The following is an 18,622-nucleotide window of genomic DNA, read 5'->3' as shown; positions in this document are numbered from 1 at the left end:
CTGTCGGTCAGATGCGGTACTCCGGCGGCAGCTGGCCGCTCCCGCGATGCCGGCGCCACAACCGCCACGCCTGCACACTCAGCGCGGTGAGCGCGAGCGCCCCCAGCGCGGCACCGATCGACAGTTCGTTACGGGCCTGGTCGCAGGTGTCCTGGGCGTTGTTGTAGGGGTCCGAGGCCAGGTACCGGATCCGGATCGCGGCGCCGGGCTCCTTGAGCTCGCAGGTCTCCGGCGCGATGGTCGTCTCGATCTGCCGGCCGTCGACCGTGGTGAAACGTACGGTGTTGGTGTGCGTGCGACCGTACCTCTCGACCTCGGTGACCACGCCGGAGACCACCTCGCCCTCGTTCGCCAGGCGGTACGCCGACACCGCGGTGGTCGCGAAGTACCCCCACACGGCGAGGGCGATCACCGGTAGGCAGAAGCGCAGCCACCAGACCTTCCGGTAGGCGGAGCGGCCGGTCTTTCGAGTGCTCTCCGTCTCGGCTGCGTCGCTCATCCCCGTCTCCATTCGTGAGCCTCGATCCGCAGAACGGGGTTGCCGGATCGCGGCGAATCGAAACGTCGCCCGGCTCAGGGCAGGACCACGCACCGGCGGCAGCGGGCCTCGTACGTGTAGGTGCCGTCGTCCGGCAGGGCCGTCGACGGCGCGAGCTCGCGGATCATCGGCTTGCCGTGCTCCAGCACCTGGGTGTGCGTGGCGTCCAGCGACCGGCACACGTCACAGACCGCCCGCCGGTAGATCACCTCGGCCGGCGCCAGCTCGAACAGGGCCCGGACCGGCGCGAACAGCTGGCCGCGGTGGTCCAGGTCGATTCCGGCCACCACCACCTTGACCCCGGACCGCACCGCGGCGCCGAGCACCGCGATGTCGTCGACCGTGAACATGTGGATCTCGTCGACGCCGATCACCTCGACGCCTCCGTCCGCGGCCCCCGTCAGGTCGTGCACCTTGACCGTCTGCAGGCTGCCACCCGACCGTGACGTGACCGCCGTGTCCCGCCCGTGCCGGGCCGACTGGTAGATCCGGTGCGGAATGTCGGCATACTGCAGCGGCGACAGCAGGCTGATCATCTCCAGCGATTTGCCGCCCTTCATCGGGCCGAGGATCACGGTCAAATCCATGCCGCCACCGTGCCACCAGCCCTCCGGTCAGGGCCGGGCACCCTCCCATGAAGTGCGACGACCTTGATTTTGTACGCTGATCGACCGCGTCAGGCATGCCGGGCGACGCAGGTCCGGCACACCATGATCTCCCCGGATCGCGGCTCGGTCAGCACCCACAGATCGCCGCTCGGCAGCACCACGTCCACGTCGCCGGGCGGGCAGTCCGGCGCCGGGAGCCGAGCTGGGACAACGCCGCCGCCACGGCATCGGCCTCGTGGCCGTACAGGATGATGCCCTGCTGCTTCTTGATCATGTTCCGGCGGTCAGTCGAAGTCGTAGACGGTGGTCGGGATGTCGCGGTCACAGAGGGCGGCCACCACCATCGGCTCGATCCGTTCCCACTTGCCGCCCGACAGGCCGCAACCGATCCGCGGCATGTGGACCGAGGCGTTCAGCCGCAGCGCGTGCCCGGCCACCGTGTGCAGGCAACTCTCGATCGCCTCGTACCGGACCGGCACGCCGGTGCTCCGGGCCCGGTGGATACCGCGCTGGCCGACCATGTTCGCCACCCAGACGTCCGGCTGCACCTGCACCAGCTGGGTCGCGCCGAGCCCGAAGTCGTTGCCGGCCCGCTCCCGGTGCCAGCGCCGGAACTCCCGCTCGGGCTCGGGCCATCGTTTGGAGATCGCCACGACGAAGCCCTTGCCCCAGGCGCCGATGTCGTTGGAGACATGCGCGATGATCTTCGGCCCCTTCGCCTGCGGGCTGGTGGCGTCACCCTTGACGAATCTCAGCTCGGACATCGGATGATCTTCGCGTACGGGCCACGAGCACCGCCACGGCAATACTCATGATGATCCACCCCTGCCAGCCGCTGAGCCCCTCCGACCAGCCGTCGATACTCGCGGCGGCCGCCTTGTCGGCGACCACGAGCTGCACGAAGTAACCCGCCGGTGTTGGCCGCCGGCATGCCCTCGGCCGGCCGCCGCCCCGGCCCCGCCGCCGCCGGTCGTCCGCGGCGTCGATGTGCGTGTCGCACTAACGGCTGGTGTGCTGACGAACAGCCCGAACGGCAGGGCCTGCGATCTCTACCTTCGACGCTGTGGCTTCGGATAGTGATCATGGGCAGAGACCGGGGCGTGTCCCGGTCGGTGATCATCGCCGGTTGTGCGATCTACTCATCGAGCTGCGGCAACGCGCGGGTGATCCGTCACTGCGAAAGATCAACGCTGTGTGCGGAGTGTCGGTCGGCTACCTCAGCCAGATCTTCGCCGGCAAGACCGTTCCCGGCCCGGACGTGGCCGTACGCGTGGCGCAGGCTTTGAAAGCCACCGACCGGGAGCAGGCCCGGATCCGGCACTACGCCGAAGGAACAGAGGCCGACCGGGCCGCCCAGCGCACCGCCGATGCCACACGGCCGCGCCGGCCCGGATGGGAAGGCTGCCCATACCGGGGCCTGCTGCCGTTCGAAGAACAACACGCCCCCGTCTTCTACGGTCGCCGCACCTTGACCGGCCGGCTCCTCGACCGTCTCCGCGGGCACCCCGCCGATGCGGGAATCCTGCTCGTGCTCGGCCCTTCCGGCGCGGGCAAGTCGTCACTGCTGCGCGCCGGACTGATGGGGTCTCTGGCCGCCGACGCCCTGACGCCGGGATGCCAGTTCTGGCCCAGACGGGTGATCACCCCGACCAGCGAGCCCGTGCGACAACTCGCCATCCACCTGGCCGAACTCGCCGGTGCCGACGCTCTCTCCGTACGGGAGACACTGACTGCGCGCCCCGGACAGGCACATCTGCTCGCCGGTCAAGCGCTGGCCGCCTCCGGCGGCGGGCGCCTGGTGCTGGTCGTGGACCAGTTGGAGGAGCTGTTGACCCTCACCACCGACACGACTGAACAGCAGGGCTTCCTGGCGGCGTTGCACAGTCTGGCCACCGAACCGGTCCTCCCCGGCGGGCTTCCCGGCGCCCTGATCGTGGCCGGCATCCGCGCCGACTTCCTCGACCAGGCCCTGGTCCACCCGCCGGTTCGGCATGCCACCGAAGCCGGCGCCTTCACCGTCGGCGCGATGAGCGAGTCCGAACTGCGTGAGGCCATCACCGGACCGGCTGCCGAAGCAGGTGCCCGGGTTCCTGACGACCTGTGCACCGCGATTCTGGACGACCTGCGCGAACACAACCTGCCCGTCGGGTTCGACAGCGGATCCCTGCCCCTGCTGTCGCAGGTCATGTTCGTCATGTGGCAGGCCGGTGAGTCCGCCGGATTGACGGTGGCCGGCTATCACCGCACCGGCGGTATCGCCGACATCGTCCGTACCAGCGCCGAACAGACCTACGAAGCCCTCGCCCCGAGCCACCGGGAAGCCGTTCGCCCCGTCTTCCTCCATCTCACCGCAACGACCGGCGGCCGGCTCACCCGGCGCCCCAGCACGCGTAGTGCCCTGCGTGTCGCAGTCGGAAGCGACGCCACCGATGTCGTCGTCGAGGCGTTTGCCGCTCAACGGCTGCTCACCGTCTCCGACAACGACACGGTCACCATCGCCCATGAGGAGCTTCTGCGCTCCTGGAACCGGCTCCGGGACTGGCTGCATCCGAGCCTCACCGACCAGATCCTGCACCAGGCCCTCACCGGCGACGCACACGAGTGGCGGCAACGCCGGCGTGACCCGTCCTACCTCTACCAGGGCGCCCGGCTCCTCGCCGTCGACGACGCCCTCCGGCGCTGGATCGCCGATCCCGCACAGCATTTCGCGGTCGATCCGGAGACCACCGACTTTCTCCGGGCCGGCCACCACCGCGCCCGGCGCCGACGCCGCGCCTACCGGGGTGTAGCCGCATCGATGGTTCTGCTCGTAGTCCTGGCCGGCATCGCCGCTGTACGCGAGAACCGTAGCGCCGAACGCGCCCGGCTCAGCGCACTGCAGGCCGACCGGCAACGTGCCGTCGCGGTGTCACGCCTGCTCGCCGGGCTCAGTCGTGACGCCACCGACCGCGTGGTCTCCGAACAACTCGCCGCCGCGGCACTCGCTGCGAGCCCGACCCGTGATGCCCTCGATGCCGCAGGTGTCCTACTTCGCGATCATCGGCGTGTCCTGCCGGCGGCATTCGGCGTGGCTGCTTTCAGCCCGGGCGGGACGCTGGCGACCGCCGGTGCCGACAGGCTGGTACGCATGTGGAATCCCTGGACAGGGCGACTCGCCGGTTCCCCGATAGCCGCCACCTCTGGGGTGGTGATGATGTTGCGGTTCATCACCGACGACGACCTGCTGATCGTCGGAGACCAGGGCACCCAGCGGTGGGACACGAGGACCCGCAGGCTGCTGGACTGGCCGTTCGGCGCCTTCGACCAGGCGACGGACTTCCTGAGCCCTGACGGCACCCGGTTGGCGACCGTCGAGGCCGACGGAACAGCGCGGCTCTGGGACACCCGGTCGGGGCGACAGGCGGGAACGGTGCCGGCCCTCGGTGGGAGGAGCATTCGCAGCATCGAATTCAGCGCCACCGGCGGCCTTCTGGCCGTCGGTGGGGACGACGGGACGGTCAGGTTGTGGAACTGGCAGGCCGGCGGGTCCGTCGCCCCTCCCATGACCGGCACCGCCACCGGCGCGCCGGTGGCGCTCGGCCCGGACGGTGACCTGGTGGCGATCGGAGGCCACGACGGTACGGTCCGGCTCTGGCACACCCGGACAGCGAAAGCGGCCGGCCGGCTGAAGACCGGAACGGTCAGGGAGATCGTCTTCAGTCCCGACGGCACCCGCCTGGCCACCGTGGGCGGCGCCGCGGACTCGATGCGACTGTGGGATCCGCGTACTGGGCGGGCGATCGGTGGCCCGTTGATCAGCAACGGCCGGGCGCCCGCGCGGCCGTTGTTCAGCCGGGACGGCAAACTGCTGGTGACCGCCGATTTGCTGGAGTCCGCGGTACGGCTGTGGAACCCTGCCACCGCCCACCCCGCCGATGAGCTACCAGGATCCACCTTGCCGGGACAGGCGGTCTTCAGCGGTGACGGTACGCAAGTGGTCCTGGCCGAAAGCGCCGGTACCGGGACCGTGTGGACTTTGGGCGGTCCACCGGTCGCGGGCGTACCGCTGCCTGGCATCGCCGCAGTCGGCCGAGGTCCGAACGGCGTCCTTCGGGCCGTCACCGGTCTCGGCGGACCACTCAGATTGCGAGATGCTTGGACTGGGCGTCCGGTCGGTGAGTTCCTTCCCGCAGACATCGAGCAGACGGACAGCATGGCGTTGAGTGCAGACGGTGCACTCCTGGCGACGGCTGGAGGCGATGGAGGCGTTGAGATCTGGGATCCGCAGAGGGGGGAGAAGATCAGCGGCCCTGTTCGAGGCGACGACGGGCAGACGGCAGTCATAGCCTTCAACCAGGACGGCACGCTGCTGGCAACCGGCGGAGCCGACGGTCGGGTTCGGCTGTGGAATCCACGCACCGGACAGTTGGTCCACGGGCCTTTCAAGGGCAGCGACTACTCGGTGACAGAAATGTTCTTCACCCCGGACGGTGATCAGCTGGCCGTCGTCAACGGCCCCGGCCGCAATGCCACCGTGTGGTTGTGGGATCCGAGAACCGGAAAGCCGATCCGTGGTCCGGTAGAGGCTCCCGACGGGATGGCTCCGGCGATCAATTTCAGTCAGAATTCCGAACTGCTCGCCGCGGTCGGGGGACTCGACCGGCCGGTTCGTGTGTGGGACCTGATGACGAGCACCGCGACTGCCGGACCGCTGGCCGTAGATACGCCGTCCTTCGGAGCGTTCAGCCCGGACGGCGGCATGCTGGCTCTCAACGACCATGATTCGGTGCGGTTGTGGGATCTCTGGCAGTTCCGCAATCCACTGACTCACCTCTGTGATCGAGCGGGAACCGTCAGCGCAGCGACCTGGAACGCTCACGTCCCCGACGAGCCCCTCCCTCAACCCTGTCGCTGAGACGCGAGCACGGCGGCGTGTATCCGCTGGATTTCCGGCGTGTTGCGACCTCTAGGCTGGCCGTGTGGAAGTTCTCGACATCATCGGCTGGGCGGGCTCGGCACTGCTCGTCTGGTCGCTCCTGCAGACCCGGCTGCTGCGCCTGCGCGCCCTCAACCTGCTCGGCTGCCTGGTTCTGATCGGTTTCAACGCGGCCGTCGGCGTCTGGCCCATGGTCGGCCTCAACGTCGTGCTCGCCGTCATCAACATCTGGTACCTGGTCAGGATGCTGGCCACCCGCCACGACGAGAAGGCGTACCAGGTCGTCGAGGTCGGCACCGGCGACGCGCTGCTCGGCCACGTCCTGCGGACCCACCACGACGACATCGCCCGGTTCAACCCCGGTTTCACGGCCGCCGACCTGGACCGCCGCGACGCCGCGGCCTTCCTGGTCCTCAACGGCGACGAGGTGGTCGGCGTGGTCGTGTTCCACCCGTCCGGCAGCGGCGTGGCACAGGTGGAACTCGACTACGTCACCGAGCGATACCGCGACTTCACCCCGGGCGAGTTCGTGTTCCGCCGCAGCCGGTACTTCGTCGACCGCGGCTGCCACACGGTCGTGACCCCGCCCCGGATGCGGGCGCCGTACTACAGCCGCCTCGGCTTCCACCGCGACGGCGACTCGTACGTCCTGAACCTCACCTGACCGTGCGGAACCGGTCGGCGTTCTCCCGAGCCCACTGGGCGAACGTCCGCGCCGGACGGCCGGTGACCTCCTCGACGGCCGGCGTCACCGTGTAGCCGATCTCGGGGGTGCTGCCGTGCGCCCACACGAAGAACTCGACGACCTCGTCCGGGAAGCCCTCGGCACGCCACTGGTCGCGGGCCTGCTCCTCGGTGAGCGCGATCAGCCGTACCTCCCGGCCGATCGTCTCGCCGATGATCCGCACCATGTCGGGCGGCGTCAGCACCTCCGGGCCGGTGATCGGCAGCTCCCGTCCGCCGTGACCGCCTCCGGCCAGCACGGCGGCGCCGACCGCGCCGATGTCCGCGTCGTGCACCATGGCGCTGCGCCGCCCGACGAAACCCGTCCGCACCACCCCTTCGTCGCGGATCGAGCCTGCCCAGTCCAGCGCTCCGGACATGAACTCCACCGGCACCAGAACGGTCCATTCGAGATCACTGTGCTGCACCGCGGTCTGCAGCGGGCTGTCACCGCCGCCGTTGAGCACGGTGACCCGCCGTACCCCCGCGTCCCGTAACCGCGCCACGATGGCCGCGCTCGTCCGCTCATCCAGCGGATCCTCCCCGGCGAAGGTGATGAGCTGCACCGCCTCCACACCGTCGAGAGACGCCGTGAGCGAGCCCGGCTCGGTGAGGTCACCCTTGACCAGCTCGGCGCCCGGCAGCTCGGCCTTCGCGGGGTCACGGGTCAGCGCCCGGACCTCGTGGCCGCCCTGCACCAGGGCGGCCACGGTGTGGCGCCCGACGTTCCCCGTCGCTCCGGTGACCAATGTCGTCGTCATGGGCACGACGCTATGGCGATTTACGGTCACGACGCGTCCGCAATACGAATCACCGCCGGTCCGGGCCGGCTCTCGGGGTGCGCACAGCTGACACAGTGGATTGTCACATCGACGAACCGCCTCCGTCAGGGGTGATGACCATGGCAGAAGAGAAGTCCGGTGGTCCGTGGCTGCCGCCGCGCTGGGTGATCAGGACCGCGTGGGCAGTGCACCGGGCGATGTACAGGGTGAGCGGCGGCCGGTTCGCCCTGCAGCGGGCGAAGCCGACGAAGTGGGGCACCATGAGTGTCACGGTGACGGGGCGGCGCAGCGGCCGGGAGCGGGTCGTCATCCTCGCCTACCTGGAGGACGGGCCCAACCTGTACACCATGGCCATGAACGGCTGGGGTGAGGGCGAGCCCGACTGGTGGCTGAACCTGCAGGCCAACCCGGACGCACACGTGGTGCTGCCGGGCGGCGCGCACCGGGAGGTCCGCGCACGCGCCGCCCGGCCGGACGAACACGATCGGCTGTGGGCGCTGTGGCGCGAGACCAGCGCGAACCTCGACGAGTTCGCCGGCCGGCGGACCACGCCCACCACCGTGATCGTTCTGGAGCCGCGGCCCGCCTGACGACGGGTCCGTCGTCAGCGCCGCTTCAGCGCGAAGACGCCCCAGCCCAGATAGCGCCGCTGGTAGCGCACGTACGCCAGCGGTGCCGTGTCCAGTTCGGCCCGGAACGCCGGCGCCAGCTCGTCGTCGGGGTTCTCGTCGAGCCAGGCCCGGACCGTGAACCACTGGGCCGCGACGTAGCGGTCCCAGCCGTCCTCGTCGGCCAGCACCATCTCCACCAGATCCCACCCGAGCCGCCCGAACGACTCCACCAGACCGGGCAGGTCCAGGAAATCCTCCCGCGACGAGGTGCCGCTGCCCTCGACGGCCGCCTGGTCGGGCGGGTCGAGCCGCCAGAACGGCTCACCGACCAGCAACAGACCGCCCGGCCGCAGGCTGCGTTCGAGCAGAGCGAGGGTGCCCTCGACGCCACGGCCGATCCAGGTCGCCCCGACACAGGCGGCCACATCGACCGGCTCGCCGGCGACGAACCCGGACGCGTCACCGTGCACGAACGACAACCGGTCGCTCACGCCCAGCTCCGTGGCGCGCTCACGGGCCGATCTCAGGAACGGGGTGCTGATGTCGACGCCGGTGCCGGTGACGCCGTGGTCACGGCTCCACGTGCACAGCATCTCGCCGCTGCCGCACGCCAGGTCCAGCACGGACATACCCGGCCGCAGCCGGATCGCCGTTCCCAGGGTGGCCAGCTTCTCGGGGGTGAACGGGTCGTGGATGCGGTGATCCCGCTCCCGGATCACATGACTACGTGCCAGTTCCACTTCTACGATTCCTCACGTCGGACGTACGGATGACCGGAACGGAACCGACGCAGACACGCATGCAAGCACCCCACAAGGTCGAAGCGGAAGCAGACAATCTAGCCCCGCCGAGATGATCACACGATCGATTTTGCCGGTGGCCGGCCCTATGATCGGCGCCGTGACGAGCTGGCAGATGAATGTGGTGGCGGCCTTCACCCGGCTCGCCTACCAGCGGAAATTCACCTCCGAGGCGGCCGGGTTGCGGACGCTCGCGCGCCCGAAGGGGCCGTCGGGCCCACCCGCGGCGCTGCGCAAGTCCTTCGACGTGAGCACGTCCCGCGATCACGGTTTCGATCTTCATCGGGTACGCCCGGCCGGGCCCGGCACCGGTGTCACCGTGATCTACCTGCACGGCGGGGCGTACACCAGTGAGATCGTGCGGCAGCACTGGGCGCTCGTGGCGTTCCTGGCCCGGACGACCGGCCACGAGGTGGCGGTGCCGATCTACGGACTCGCGCCGGCACACCAGGGCCTGGCCGCGTCCGAGTTCGTCACCGCCGTGATCGCCGCCGAGACCGCAGGCGGCCGTCGCTGCTACCTCGCGGGCGACTCGGCCGGCGGCGGCCTGGCGCTGCTGGCCGCGCAGGCCGTCGGCGGACCCGCCGGGGGAGTGGCCGGCCTGACCGCGATCGCTCCGTGGCTCGACCTGTCGATCAGCAATCCCGAGGTCGACCGGGTCGAGCCCCACGACCCGTGGCTGATGCGGCCGGGCCTGCGCCCGCTGGCCGCCGCCTGGGCCGGCGACGTCCCGCTGCAGGATCCACGGCTCAGCCCGCTCTTCGGTGACCTGTCCCGCCTGCCACCGCTGCAGATCCTGGTCGGCACCCGGGACATCACCCTGCCCGACTGCCGCCTGCTGCGCGACCGGCTCCCGCCGTCGGTGCCGCTGACCTACCACGAACAGGAGGGCGCGGTGCACGTCTACCCGCTGCTCCCGGTCCCCGAGGCCCGGGCCGGCCGCCAGGCCGTCGCCGCTCACATCCGGGCGACCTGCGGCTGATCACTGTGGCCCGGTCGCGGGCCTCGCCTTCTGCGGGTACGGCGTCTCGTGCCGGGCCAGCATCGCCACGAACTCAGTGATCTTGCGGGCCCGGGTCTCGGGCCGCTTCACCATGTTGAGGCGGCCGATCAGGGCGAAGCGATTGCCCTTGGTGAGGACGTCGAACATGGCCTGCGCGGCCGGTTCGGCGGCGATCGCGGCCAGCAGGTCGTCGGGCACCACGGCCTCCGACGGCGGGGCGTACGCGGCCGCCCACCGCCCGTCGGCCTTCGCCGCGTCCACGGCGGCGCGGCCGGTGGGCTGCATCAGGCCGCCGGCCTCCAGGCGGGCCACGTTCTCGACGTTGCGCTGGGACCAGATGCTGCGGGCCCGGCGCGGGGTGTACCGGATCCAGGACGAGCCCTCGTCACGTTTGCGGGCCTGCCCGTCGATCCAGCCGAAGCACAGGGCCTCGTCGACCGCCTGCCGCCAGGTCAGCGTGGTGACGGTGCCGCCCTTCTTGGTCAGGGCCAGCCACACGCCGGGCGACGTCGCGTGGTTCTCCGCCAGCCACGCGCGCAGCTCTCCGGCATCGGCGACGATCAGCTCCTCCAGCTCAGCGTTCGGCATGGAGATCAGACTATCTTCACCATGGCCGTACGATCGGCGTCCGCAGTCGAGCCGCAGGGAGTGCCCCCCATGAGACGTGTCCTGCTGCTACTGCTCGTACTCGCGGCCGGTGGCGGCTGGCTGCTCGCCGGCGCCGGTCCGGACGTGCGCCGTTCACACACCGCCGCGGCCGGCGTGCCCCTGGACGTGGTGCTCCCGCCGTCGGGCGGCCCGCATCCGGGTGTCGTCGTGGCGCACGGTTTCTCCGGGTCGGCGCGGCTGATGGCCCCGTTCGGCGACACCCTGGCGGCGCGCGGCTACGCGGTCGTGCTGCTCGACTTCTCCGGCCACGGCGCCAACACCCGGCCGCTGCCGGACCAGGCCGCCGGCACCGCGGAGTCCACCGCGGCCCTCCAACGGGACCTGGACGCGGCGGTGACCCACCTGCGGTCGCTGCCGGACGTGGACCCGTCGCGGATCGCGCTCGTCGGGCACTCGATGGGCGCCGGGGCCGTCACCCGCTATGCGGCCGCGCACCCGGACGTGACGGCGACCGTGGCGATCTCCCTGCCCGACGCCGCCGCGGCCACAGCCGACGGGCCCGCGCGTCTGCTCACCATCGTCGGCGGCCTGGAGTTCCCCGGTTTCCAGGAGGCCGCGACCGGCGCCGCCGCGCAGCGCGACGACCGGGCGGTGCACACCGTGCCGGGCGTGGAGCACATCACCGTCCTGTACGCGCCCGAGACGCACCGGGAGACCGTGGCGTGGCTGGATCAAACCCGCGGCGATGACGGAATCCCGTTCCCGGGACGGCGGCTGGTAGGCGCGGCCCTGCTGGTGCTGGCGTTCCTGATCGGGTTCTACCCGCTCGTCGCCCTGCTGGCGGGCTCGTCCGAGGGGCGGTGGCCGCCGTCCGGGCTGCGCACCACACGCCTGATCCCCGCGGTCGTCGGGCTGGCGGCGGTCGGCACGGTCGCCGTGGCCGCGGCGGTGGCGGCCCGGTTCCTGCGCCAGCGACCTGCCGCTGGCGATCGCCGGTTACGTCGCCGGGTACGCGGCCGTGATCGGGGCGCTGCTTCTCGCGTACGCCCGATGGCGTTCGAAGGATTCGACCCCGCGCCCCGGCCGCCTTCGTCTGCTGGTGCTCGTGCCCTATGCGATGGTCGCGATCGCCGTGCCGGTGCACCTGGGCCTGACCCACGCCCTGCCGGTCGGCGCCCGCTGGTGGCTCCTGCTGATCGTGTGGGCGGCCTTCGCCCTGTTCGCGTACGCCGCCGAACGCCTCACCGGTGGCGTGTCGCTGCACCTGCTGGCGATCTCGGCGGTGTTCGTGGCCGTGCTGGCCGCCGCGGCCGTCACCGGGCTGACCCACGGTTTCGTGATCCTGGTGCTGTTCCCGCTGATCGGGCTGCTGCTCTGGCAGACGGTGTGGAGCGCGATCCTCAACCGGTTCGCCGTGCCGACCTGGTTGATCGCCGTGACCGGCGGGGTCGTCGTGGCGTGGCCGCTGGCGGTGACGCTCCCGCTGGTCAGCTGATCTCGGGGCTGCGGCGTTCGAGGAGCACCACGTCGCGCCAGACGCCGTGGTGCTTCCCGACGCGCTCGCGGGTGCCGACGACCCGGAATCCGCAGGCCGCGTGCAGGGCGAGACTCGCGGTGTTCTCCGGGAAGATCCCCGACTGGATCGTCCAGATCCCGGCCTTCTCGGTGCCCGTGATGAGTGCCTGGAGCAGGGCCCGCCCGAGTCCGCGGCCGTGCGCGTCCGGGTGGACGTAGACGGAGTGCTCGACGACTCCGGCGTAGACGCAGCGGTCGGAGACGCGGCTGCAGGCGGCCCAGCCGAGCACCGTCCCGTCGTCCTCGACGGCCACGAACCGCAGCCCGGGCAGCCGGGAGGCGGTGAACCGGTCCCAGGTGGGCGGCTCGGTCTCGAAGGTGGCGTTGCCGCCCTCGATGCCGAGCCGGTAGATCTCCAGAACCTGCCGGGCGTGCTCGTCGGCCATCGCGATGATCCGGTGCGTCATCCCCTCAGCCTTCCAGGTGGAGCAAGGCCGACTACGCTGCCGTCCGTGGGACATGTGCTCGCCCGGCTGGCCGGGTTCGGAATGGTTCTCGTGCCGCACTGGCCGTATGCGTTCGAGCGCGACGGTGACGACATCCGGGTCACCCGCTGGACCCCGTCCGGACCGTTGCACGCTGTCCTTCAGCCGGGCCGTGAGGTCGACGGCGGTGAGGTCTTCGACGTGGCGGACGGCCCCGAGCTGCCGTACTGGACGATCGAGACCTCGGTGTTCCGCACCCGCTGGCCGGCCGGCTTCGTCCTGGAGTCACCGAGCGACGAGAGCGACGCCACCCCGTTCTACCTACTGGGCCCCGGCACCTCGATGATCTTCACGCAGGGGCCCGTGCCGCGGGGGCGGCTGGCTGGCCCCGGCGCTCTGGTGGCACCCGGCCAGACGGTCCTGCGGCGGAGCACGATCGGTGAGGGGGCCGAGGCCGTCGAGCTGGGCTACCGTCACGAGGGCGAGCAGTGGTGGCAGTGCCACTGGACGATCCCGTACCGCGGCGACCGGACCGTCGTCGTGACCGCACAGGCGCCGGAGGCCGGGTGGGAGCAGGCCGCCGAGGCTGCCGAGGCTGTAGTGACCAGCTTCGAGGACATGCACCCTCAGCAGGCCCGCTCGCCGGGCGGTGCGACCGCGTAGATCCCAGCCCGAGGAGCCCAGTTCGAAAACGGTCACTCCTCGTCCGCGGTGGTCTCCAGGAACGTCTCCGCCGACTCCCGGATCGACTCGTCCGGATCACCGGCCAGCGCGGTCACGGACTCCCGCAGCTGCGGGATGACCGCCGTGCACTCGGCGATGCCCGGCTCGTCGAACTCGTCGCCGGCCTCGATCGCGCCCGCCGCCACGATCTCCAGCCAGTCGATCAGCTCGGCGCGCAGCGGGCGGCCCTGGAACCGGACATCGGTCCGCGGGTCGGTCAGGATCGCGGCCACGAACAGCGCGGCCGGAGCCGTGGCCGGATAGACCGACTCCTGGTGGGTCAGCGCGTTGGCCAGGTCGTCCCACACCTCGGCGATCTGGCCCTCGTCCTCGCTGAGCAGCGCCCGCAGCCGCTCCGGGACGTCCTCGGCCGAGCCGTACGCGTGGCCGAGCTCGGCCCAGTCCGTACCGTCGAGAATGGCATCCGCATCGATCATGATTTCGGATCCTAGGCGAGCGGGCGCACGGCTCGCAGGTGGTCCAGGACGAGCCGGTCCACGGCGGACACCTCCGTCGATGACGGTCACCGCGTCAATCTCGCCCTAAGGGACAGTCCGATCATCCGAGGCCCGGCCGCCGCCGGCGGCCGAGACTGGCGTCGTGGGCATCGACCTGGGCAGTGTCGAGTTCTACACCGGACCGCCGATCCTGGGCGGCCCGGACGACCTCGACCGCGTGATCCGTGACTTCATCGACGACGCGACCGAGTCGCTGCTGATAGCCGTGCAGGAACTCGACTCCCGCAGCATCGCCGAGTCGGTCCTGGCCGCCAAGCGGCGCAAGGTCCGCATCCAGATCATCCTGGAGGGCGACTACCTGCGGGAGGACCCGCCCCGCGGCGACCCGTGGGCGGCCGCCGGCGACAACGAGACGAACCGGGTCATCCACGCGGCTCTGCTGCGCTCCGGCGTCGACCTGATCACCGACCTGAACCCGAAGATCTTCCACCAGAAGTTCATCGTCCGCGACGCCGCGACCGACAGCGCCGCGGTGCTGACCGGGTCGACGAACTTCACCCGCACCGACACCGGCACCAACCCGCCGGACAACCCGGAGCAGCGGGGCAACAACCTCAACCACCTGGTGGTCCTGCGTGGCCGTACCGCAGCGGCTCTTTATCTCGCCGAGTTTCAGCGGATGCGCTCCGGCACGTTCGGCGCCCTCCAGGAGCGCGTCAACCCGCGCCCCGCCGAGTTCCGGCTCGGCCGGATCCGGGTCAAGCCGATCTTCGCGCCCTACCACGGGCCGGAGATGGAGATCATGAAGCAGATGCTGAAGGCCCGCGAACGTGTCGACTTCGCCATGTTCACGTTCGCCCAGAGTTCCGGCATCGACGACACGATGGAATGGCTGCTCAAGGCCGACATGCCGATCCGCGGCGTGCTCGACCGCGGCCAGGGCTCGCAGAAGTGGGCGGCCACCGGACGGCTGCTGGCGGCAGGGGCCGAGCTCTACGAGAACACTCCCGGCAACGGCGTCCGCAAGGTCCACCACAAGCTCATGATCATCGACGAGCGCCTGGTGATCGCCGGGAGCTTCAACTTCACCGGGCCCGCCAACACCCTCAACGACGAGAACGTGGTCGTGCTCGGTGACCTCGAGGAGACCGACCCGGCCGCCGAGACGGCACAGCGGGGCCTGGCCGCCTACGCACTGGCCGAGATCGATCGGATCGTCACCGACCTCTCCAACCCCATCAAGCCATGATTTCGTACGCCCTCCGGGTCCCGCCGAATCCACGCGGTCCCTGACTACACCGCGACGTCCGCGGTGCGTGCGGCCCCAAGGCGGCTCACGCGCATGGTTATTGGGCACTGAAAATCCTACGATTCCCGGCATGACGGAGACGATCGACTACGCCACGCCGGGTCCGCTCACCACGATCGGCTCGCGCCACGAGCCGGCGCTCGCCGACCTGCCGCCCGATCCGGTCGCGATCTGCCGGGCCGTGCACGACCTGGTCATCCAGCCGGGCGACGCCGGGAAACTCGAACTTCCCGAGCACCGGTTCGCCTCGAACCAGCTACGGGCCGCCGCCGACATCATCACCGCCCTGCTCGCGATCGACGCGGCCCCGCTGACCGTGCCACGCGGCCCCGAGCAGCGGGTGGTCGGCACCTGCCGGCACTTCGCGGTGCTCAGCTGCGCCCTGATGCGTCACCGGGGGATCGAGGCCCGCACCCGGTGCGGGTTCGCCACCTACTTCCAGCCCGGTCAGGGTCTCGACCACTGGATCACCGAGTACCGCCGCGACGGCCGCTGGGTGCGCGTCGACACCGAGATCCTCGGCGGCACCCTGGTGAAACAGCCCGACGACCTGGCCGTCGGCGAATTCCTCACCGGAGGCGAGGCCTGGGCCGCCTACCGTCGCGGAACGATCGACGCGTCGAGGTTCGGCGTCTACGGCACCGAGAATTTCGGCCCCGCCGAGATCCGCGGCAACGCCGTCCGGGACCTCGCCGCCCTGCAGAAGATCGAGACCCTGCCGTGGGACGAGTGGGGTCGCATGGGCGCCTCCTACCGCCACGAGACCGGTCCCGACTACGACGAGCTGATCGACACGATCGCCGCCACCTGCGCCGCCGACGACCCGGCGGCCCTCGCCGCCCTGTACGCCTCCGGAGACCTCCCGGTGCCCGCCGACCTCGTCCGGTGACCGACCCGGTCCTCGGCACACGACGCGTGATGTCGGGGCAGCGCGGGCGGGGTGCCGTTCGTAGGGTGGGAACATGAGCAAGGCACCGATTCTGTTGCTCGATCTCGACGGTGTGCTGAACCCGTTCGCGGCCGCGGCCTGTCCCGACGGCTACCTGGAGCATGTGTGCTTCGAGGGCGAGGATCCGCAGCGTTACTGCCCGGCGCACGCCGGCTGGATCCGTGAACTGGCCGCAGCCGGCGAACTGTGGTGGGCGACCGGCTGGGGTGACTACGCCAACGAGCTGTTCCTGCCGCTGCTCGGCGTCGACCCGCTGCCGGTGGTCAGGTTCCCGACGGTGCCGTTCGAGCCGGAACTGAAGGTCCCGGCCGTCGACCGGGTGGCCGGGGACCGCCCGGCCGCGTGGATCGACGACAACCACACGCCGAGAGGCCTGCGCTGGGCCGCGGCCCGCCCCGCGCCGACCCTGCTGGTCTCCGTCGACCCAGCCGTCGGCTGGACCCGCTCCGACGTCGACAACGTCCTGGAATGGGTCCGATGCCTCTGACGACGGCCCTTTCGCGCCGGGATTGCCCGCCGTCGCGGCGGGCGGCGGGGGAACCTCGGCTCAGCGCGTCACCTGCATGCGCTCACAGAGCCCCCGCAGCGCCGCGCCGGCTCGGGGCTGACTGCGGTTGAGCAGCGCCCGGGTCGTCTCCTGCAACAGCGGTGAGGAGTGGACATGCTGCGGAGCCACCCGTTCCGCGATGAGCAGATGCCGGAGGGCCGCCTCGTCGGAACGCAGCCCCGCGTGTGCCCGGGCCAGGTCCGCGTGGAAGAAGACCAGCCGGGACTTCACCCGGGCGACACTCGAGTCCGCCGGCGGGGCGACAATCAGCGCGCCGCGGGGATCGCCGGCGTCGATCATCATCCCGAATCGCCAGAGGCTGACGTTCGCCGGTCCGAAGAAGAGCGCGTGCGTGGTCGTCTCGCCCGTCCGGCGGGCGATGCCCGCCGCCTCCACGGCCCACGCGTCGTCGCGGGCGGCGACCGCGCCCACCAGGTGCAGTACCCCGGTGACCTCCAAGCCCGGGTGGGGGCCGCTGACCGCCCGTTCCGCGATGGCCAGCGCCCGCCGGTAGGAACCGCAACTGATGGCGGCACAGGCGCGGGCGAATGCGGCCAGGCCGGACAGAACCGGGTCGCCGATCTCGTCGGCGAGGTCCCGGCAGCGTTCCGCGCCGAGCCAGGCCTCGCCGGGATGACCGAGCGAGCGCAGCAGCGACGAGGCCAGGAACGTCGCCTCGCAGAGCATCCGCAGCGCCGTTCCGCGTTCCGGCCCGTGGCACGCCGCATACAGGTCTCTGACGAGGTGCGCGGCGAGTGCCATCGCCCGGTCGTATTCACACTGGTGGCGCAGGTCCCGCATCAGTGACAGATCACGCGCCAGTTCGATGACCGGGCGTTGCGGCGCTGTGGACTCGGTCGTCGGGTCTATCTCGACCAGGGCGCCCCGCAGGGCGGCGACCCCGGCCTGGGCCTCGGCCGCCCGCCGGTCCACGGACGGCATGGGCGTGCCGATCAGGTCGACGACCGAGCAGTCCAGCGCGGCGGCGAGCTTGGCCAGGACGAACCGGTTGTCGGCCGCCTGCAGCCCGCGTTCGATGCGGCTCCACGAGGCGTGCGAGATGCCGGCCCGGTCGGCGGCGTGCCGGACGGTCCAGGCGCGCATCAGGCGGCGTGCCCTGATCCGTTCACCGATGGTGCGGTCAGGGCTGGCAGATCGTGACATCGCATTCTCCCTCCGATGTCAGCACACGCTATTTCACCGACGCGGCCCGGCGTTCCATTCGTGCACCGGTACGTCACCGACGCGGATCCGTCCCGGGCGGGCCGCACTGTTCCCGGGTATGAGAGAGACGGATGGACGGTGGGTCAGGACGCGCCGTCGGCTGGCGGCCTGTGTCGTCGTGCTGGCGATCATCACGCAGGCGCTGGAAGCGGTGAACGTCATGGTCACGTTCGTGACGAACCTCGGCTGAGGCTCGCCGGACCACTGTGGTCAGCCCACGGGGGACTCCCGGCACCTTTCGCGATCAGGGTGCGAGCCCGCCGGCCGCGTCTCAGACGCGGAATCCGGCTGGCAAAGGATGGGAGCGGGATTCTCCGGCTGAGTTGAAGGGTGCCGCCTGGTGCGGTGCTTGGAGAGCGGTGCTGTGGTGGGCCGATGCTGCGGTGGGCCGGTGCTGTGGTGGGCCGGTGCTGCTGCGGCGGCGTCACACGGAGCTGCTGCGTGCGACTCGGACGTCGCGGTGGCGACGGTGGGCGTCCACGGCTTCGCTGTGTGGGATCGGGTCGTCGTTGCCGGCGACGTCGGGAGCACACGTGCAGTCCGGGTGTGTGTCCTGCGGTATGCGGGAGCCCGTCCGTCGCGGTCGTTGGACGGTCCGGGGTCGCGCGTGCCCGCGGGCGGCGGGTGGGTGGCGAAGCGGGGCGGTATGAGGGCGCGCGTGCCGGGCCCGGCACGACCGTCCGTGCCCGGCGGAGTGCCGGAGATCCTGGCCGCGAAAGCTCTCTAGATGTACTGGCCACGGACGTTGGTAACGCTGCGGAAGTCCTGAAATAGGCGAGGACCTCCGGGTGAGGTGGAGCTGTCTAAGGTTCCGTTTCACCCG

Annotated in this window: 21 protein-coding genes and 1 pseudogene; 11 read left to right on the top strand and 11 right to left on the bottom strand. The window is 70.8% G+C overall.

Annotation, left to right across the window (positions count from 1 at the left end; genetic code table 11):
* Window positions 1–7 precede the first annotated feature (7 nt).
* The 5 genes from CLV67_RS46475 to CLV67_RS52445 form a co-directional block, all read right to left on the bottom strand.
* Window positions 8–499 carry a DUF3592 domain-containing protein gene (locus CLV67_RS46475; protein WP_146169589.1) on the bottom strand — a complete coding sequence of 164 codons (492 nt, stop codon included), beginning with the start codon at window positions 497–499 and terminating at the stop codon, window positions 8–10.
* Window positions 500–573: 74 nt separating this feature from the next.
* Window positions 574–1,125 (bottom strand): thymidine kinase, encoded by a 552-nt coding sequence (locus CLV67_RS46470; protein WP_106330390.1) that lies wholly within the window; start codon window positions 1,123–1,125, stop codon window positions 574–576.
* A 148-nt stretch (window positions 1,126–1,273) separates the two neighbouring features.
* Window positions 1,274–1,420 (bottom strand): hypothetical protein, encoded by a 147-nt coding sequence (locus CLV67_RS52450; protein WP_170154260.1) that lies wholly within the window; start codon window positions 1,418–1,420, stop codon window positions 1,274–1,276.
* Window positions 1,421–1,430: 10 nt separating this feature from the next.
* Window positions 1,431–1,910 (bottom strand): macro domain-containing protein, encoded by a 480-nt coding sequence (locus CLV67_RS46465; protein ID WP_106330389.1) that lies wholly within the window; start codon window positions 1,908–1,910, stop codon window positions 1,431–1,433.
* Window positions 1,882–2,046, bottom strand: coding sequence for a hypothetical protein (locus CLV67_RS52445; RefSeq protein WP_170154259.1), 165 nt, complete (start codon window positions 2,044–2,046; stop codon window positions 1,882–1,884). Before CLV67_RS52445 ends, CLV67_RS46465 begins: the two co-directional genes overlap by 29 nt.
* Before the next feature lie 226 nt (window positions 2,047–2,272).
* On the opposite strand from CLV67_RS52445, the gene CLV67_RS46460 reads away from it, so the two are divergent.
* Window positions 2,273–6,040 (top strand): nSTAND1 domain-containing NTPase, encoded by a 3,768-nt coding sequence (locus CLV67_RS46460; protein ID WP_146169588.1) that lies wholly within the window; start codon window positions 2,273–2,275, stop codon window positions 6,038–6,040.
* Between the two features lie 64 nt (window positions 6,041–6,104).
* Window positions 6,105–6,725, top strand: coding sequence for a hypothetical protein (locus tag CLV67_RS46455; protein WP_106330387.1), 621 nt, complete (start codon window positions 6,105–6,107; stop codon window positions 6,723–6,725).
* Here CLV67_RS46455 and CLV67_RS46450 read toward each other — a convergent pair.
* Complete coding sequence (locus CLV67_RS46450; protein WP_106330386.1) at window positions 6,718–7,545, bottom strand: SDR family oxidoreductase; 828 nt, start codon at window positions 7,543–7,545, stop codon at window positions 6,718–6,720. The two genes, CLV67_RS46455 and CLV67_RS46450, sit on opposite strands and share 8 nt — an antisense overlap.
* 140 nt (window positions 7,546–7,685) lie before the next feature.
* On the opposite strand from CLV67_RS46450, the gene CLV67_RS46445 reads away from it, so the two are divergent.
* A complete protein-coding gene (locus CLV67_RS46445; protein ID WP_106330385.1) occupies window positions 7,686–8,156 on the top strand; it encodes a nitroreductase/quinone reductase family protein in 471 nt (156 codons plus the stop codon).
* 14 nt (window positions 8,157–8,170) lie between these two features.
* Here the strand turns inward: CLV67_RS46445 and CLV67_RS46440 are convergent, their stop codons facing one another.
* On the bottom strand, window positions 8,171–8,917 hold the full coding sequence (locus CLV67_RS46440) for an SAM-dependent methyltransferase (RefSeq protein ID WP_106330384.1): 747 nt from the start codon (window positions 8,915–8,917) through the stop codon (window positions 8,171–8,173).
* Between the two features lie 160 nt (window positions 8,918–9,077).
* Here CLV67_RS46440 and CLV67_RS46435 point away from each other — a divergent pair, with 160 nt between their 5' ends.
* Window positions 9,078–9,959, top strand: a complete 882-nt coding sequence (locus CLV67_RS46435; RefSeq protein WP_106330455.1) for an alpha/beta hydrolase fold domain-containing protein — start codon at window positions 9,078–9,080, stop codon at window positions 9,957–9,959.
* Here CLV67_RS46435 and CLV67_RS46430 read toward each other — a convergent pair whose 3' ends face one another.
* Entirely contained in the window at window positions 9,960–10,568 is a 609-nt protein-coding gene (locus CLV67_RS46430) for a YdeI/OmpD-associated family protein (RefSeq protein WP_106330383.1), read from the bottom strand.
* A gap of 21 nt (window positions 10,569–10,589) precedes the next feature.
* On the opposite strand from CLV67_RS46430, the pseudogene CLV67_RS54905 reads away from it, so the two are divergent.
* A pseudogene (locus CLV67_RS54905) lies at window positions 10,590–11,072 on the top strand (alpha/beta hydrolase family protein); the annotation flags it as partial.
* Between the two features lie 535 nt (window positions 11,073–11,607).
* Window positions 11,608–12,084, top strand: coding sequence for a hypothetical protein (locus CLV67_RS52435; RefSeq protein WP_106330382.1), 477 nt, complete (start codon window positions 11,608–11,610; stop codon window positions 12,082–12,084).
* Here the strand turns inward: CLV67_RS52435 and CLV67_RS46415 are convergent.
* Window positions 12,077–12,571 carry a GNAT family N-acetyltransferase gene (locus CLV67_RS46415; RefSeq protein WP_106330381.1) on the bottom strand — a complete coding sequence of 165 codons (495 nt, stop codon included), beginning with the start codon at window positions 12,569–12,571 and terminating at the stop codon, window positions 12,077–12,079. The two genes, CLV67_RS52435 and CLV67_RS46415, sit on opposite strands and share 8 nt — an antisense overlap.
* Window positions 12,572–12,616: 45 nt before the next feature.
* Between CLV67_RS46415 and CLV67_RS46410 the strand changes: the two genes are divergently transcribed.
* Window positions 12,617–13,252: a hypothetical protein gene (locus CLV67_RS46410; protein WP_146169586.1), complete on the top strand. Its 636-nt coding sequence runs from the start codon at window positions 12,617–12,619 to the stop codon at window positions 13,250–13,252.
* Window positions 13,253–13,284: 32 nt separating this feature from the next.
* On the opposite strand, the gene CLV67_RS46405 is transcribed toward CLV67_RS46410, so the two are convergent.
* Entirely contained in the window at window positions 13,285–13,749 is a 465-nt protein-coding gene (locus CLV67_RS46405) for a hypothetical protein (protein WP_106330379.1), read from the bottom strand.
* A gap of 163 nt (window positions 13,750–13,912) precedes the next feature.
* Between CLV67_RS46405 and CLV67_RS46400 the strand changes: the two genes are divergently transcribed.
* From CLV67_RS46400 to CLV67_RS46390, 3 genes are all read left to right on the top strand, one after another.
* A complete protein-coding gene (locus CLV67_RS46400) occupies window positions 13,913–15,019 on the top strand; it encodes a phospholipase D-like domain-containing protein (RefSeq protein WP_106330378.1) in 1,107 nt (368 codons plus the stop codon).
* Window positions 15,020–15,149: 130 nt separating this feature from the next.
* Window positions 15,150–15,968 carry a transglutaminase-like domain-containing protein gene (locus CLV67_RS46395; RefSeq protein ID WP_106330377.1) on the top strand — a complete coding sequence of 273 codons (819 nt, stop codon included), beginning with the start codon at window positions 15,150–15,152 and terminating at the stop codon, window positions 15,966–15,968.
* 73 nt (window positions 15,969–16,041) lie between these two features.
* Window positions 16,042–16,515, top strand: a complete 474-nt coding sequence (locus CLV67_RS46390; protein WP_106330376.1) for an HAD domain-containing protein — start codon at window positions 16,042–16,044, stop codon at window positions 16,513–16,515.
* 60 nt (window positions 16,516–16,575) lie between these two features.
* Here the strand turns inward: CLV67_RS46390 and CLV67_RS46385 are convergent, their stop codons facing one another.
* Complete coding sequence (locus tag CLV67_RS46385; protein WP_106330375.1) at window positions 16,576–17,739, bottom strand: helix-turn-helix domain-containing protein; 1,164 nt, start codon at window positions 17,737–17,739, stop codon at window positions 16,576–16,578.
* Window positions 17,740–17,857: 118 nt separating this feature from the next.
* Between CLV67_RS46385 and CLV67_RS54485 the strand changes: the two genes are divergently transcribed.
* Window positions 17,858–17,989, top strand: a complete 132-nt coding sequence (locus tag CLV67_RS54485) for a hypothetical protein (RefSeq protein WP_275414951.1) — start codon at window positions 17,858–17,860, stop codon at window positions 17,987–17,989.
* The last annotated feature ends 633 nt before the right edge of the window (window positions 17,990–18,622 follow it).

The organism is Actinoplanes italicus (genome assembly GCF_003001815.1).
GTDB lineage: Bacteria > Actinomycetota > Actinomycetes > Mycobacteriales > Micromonosporaceae > Actinoplanes > Actinoplanes italicus.
The sequence above is the reverse complement of the archived record's forward strand: the minus strand, read 5'-3'. Positions and strand labels throughout refer to the sequence as shown.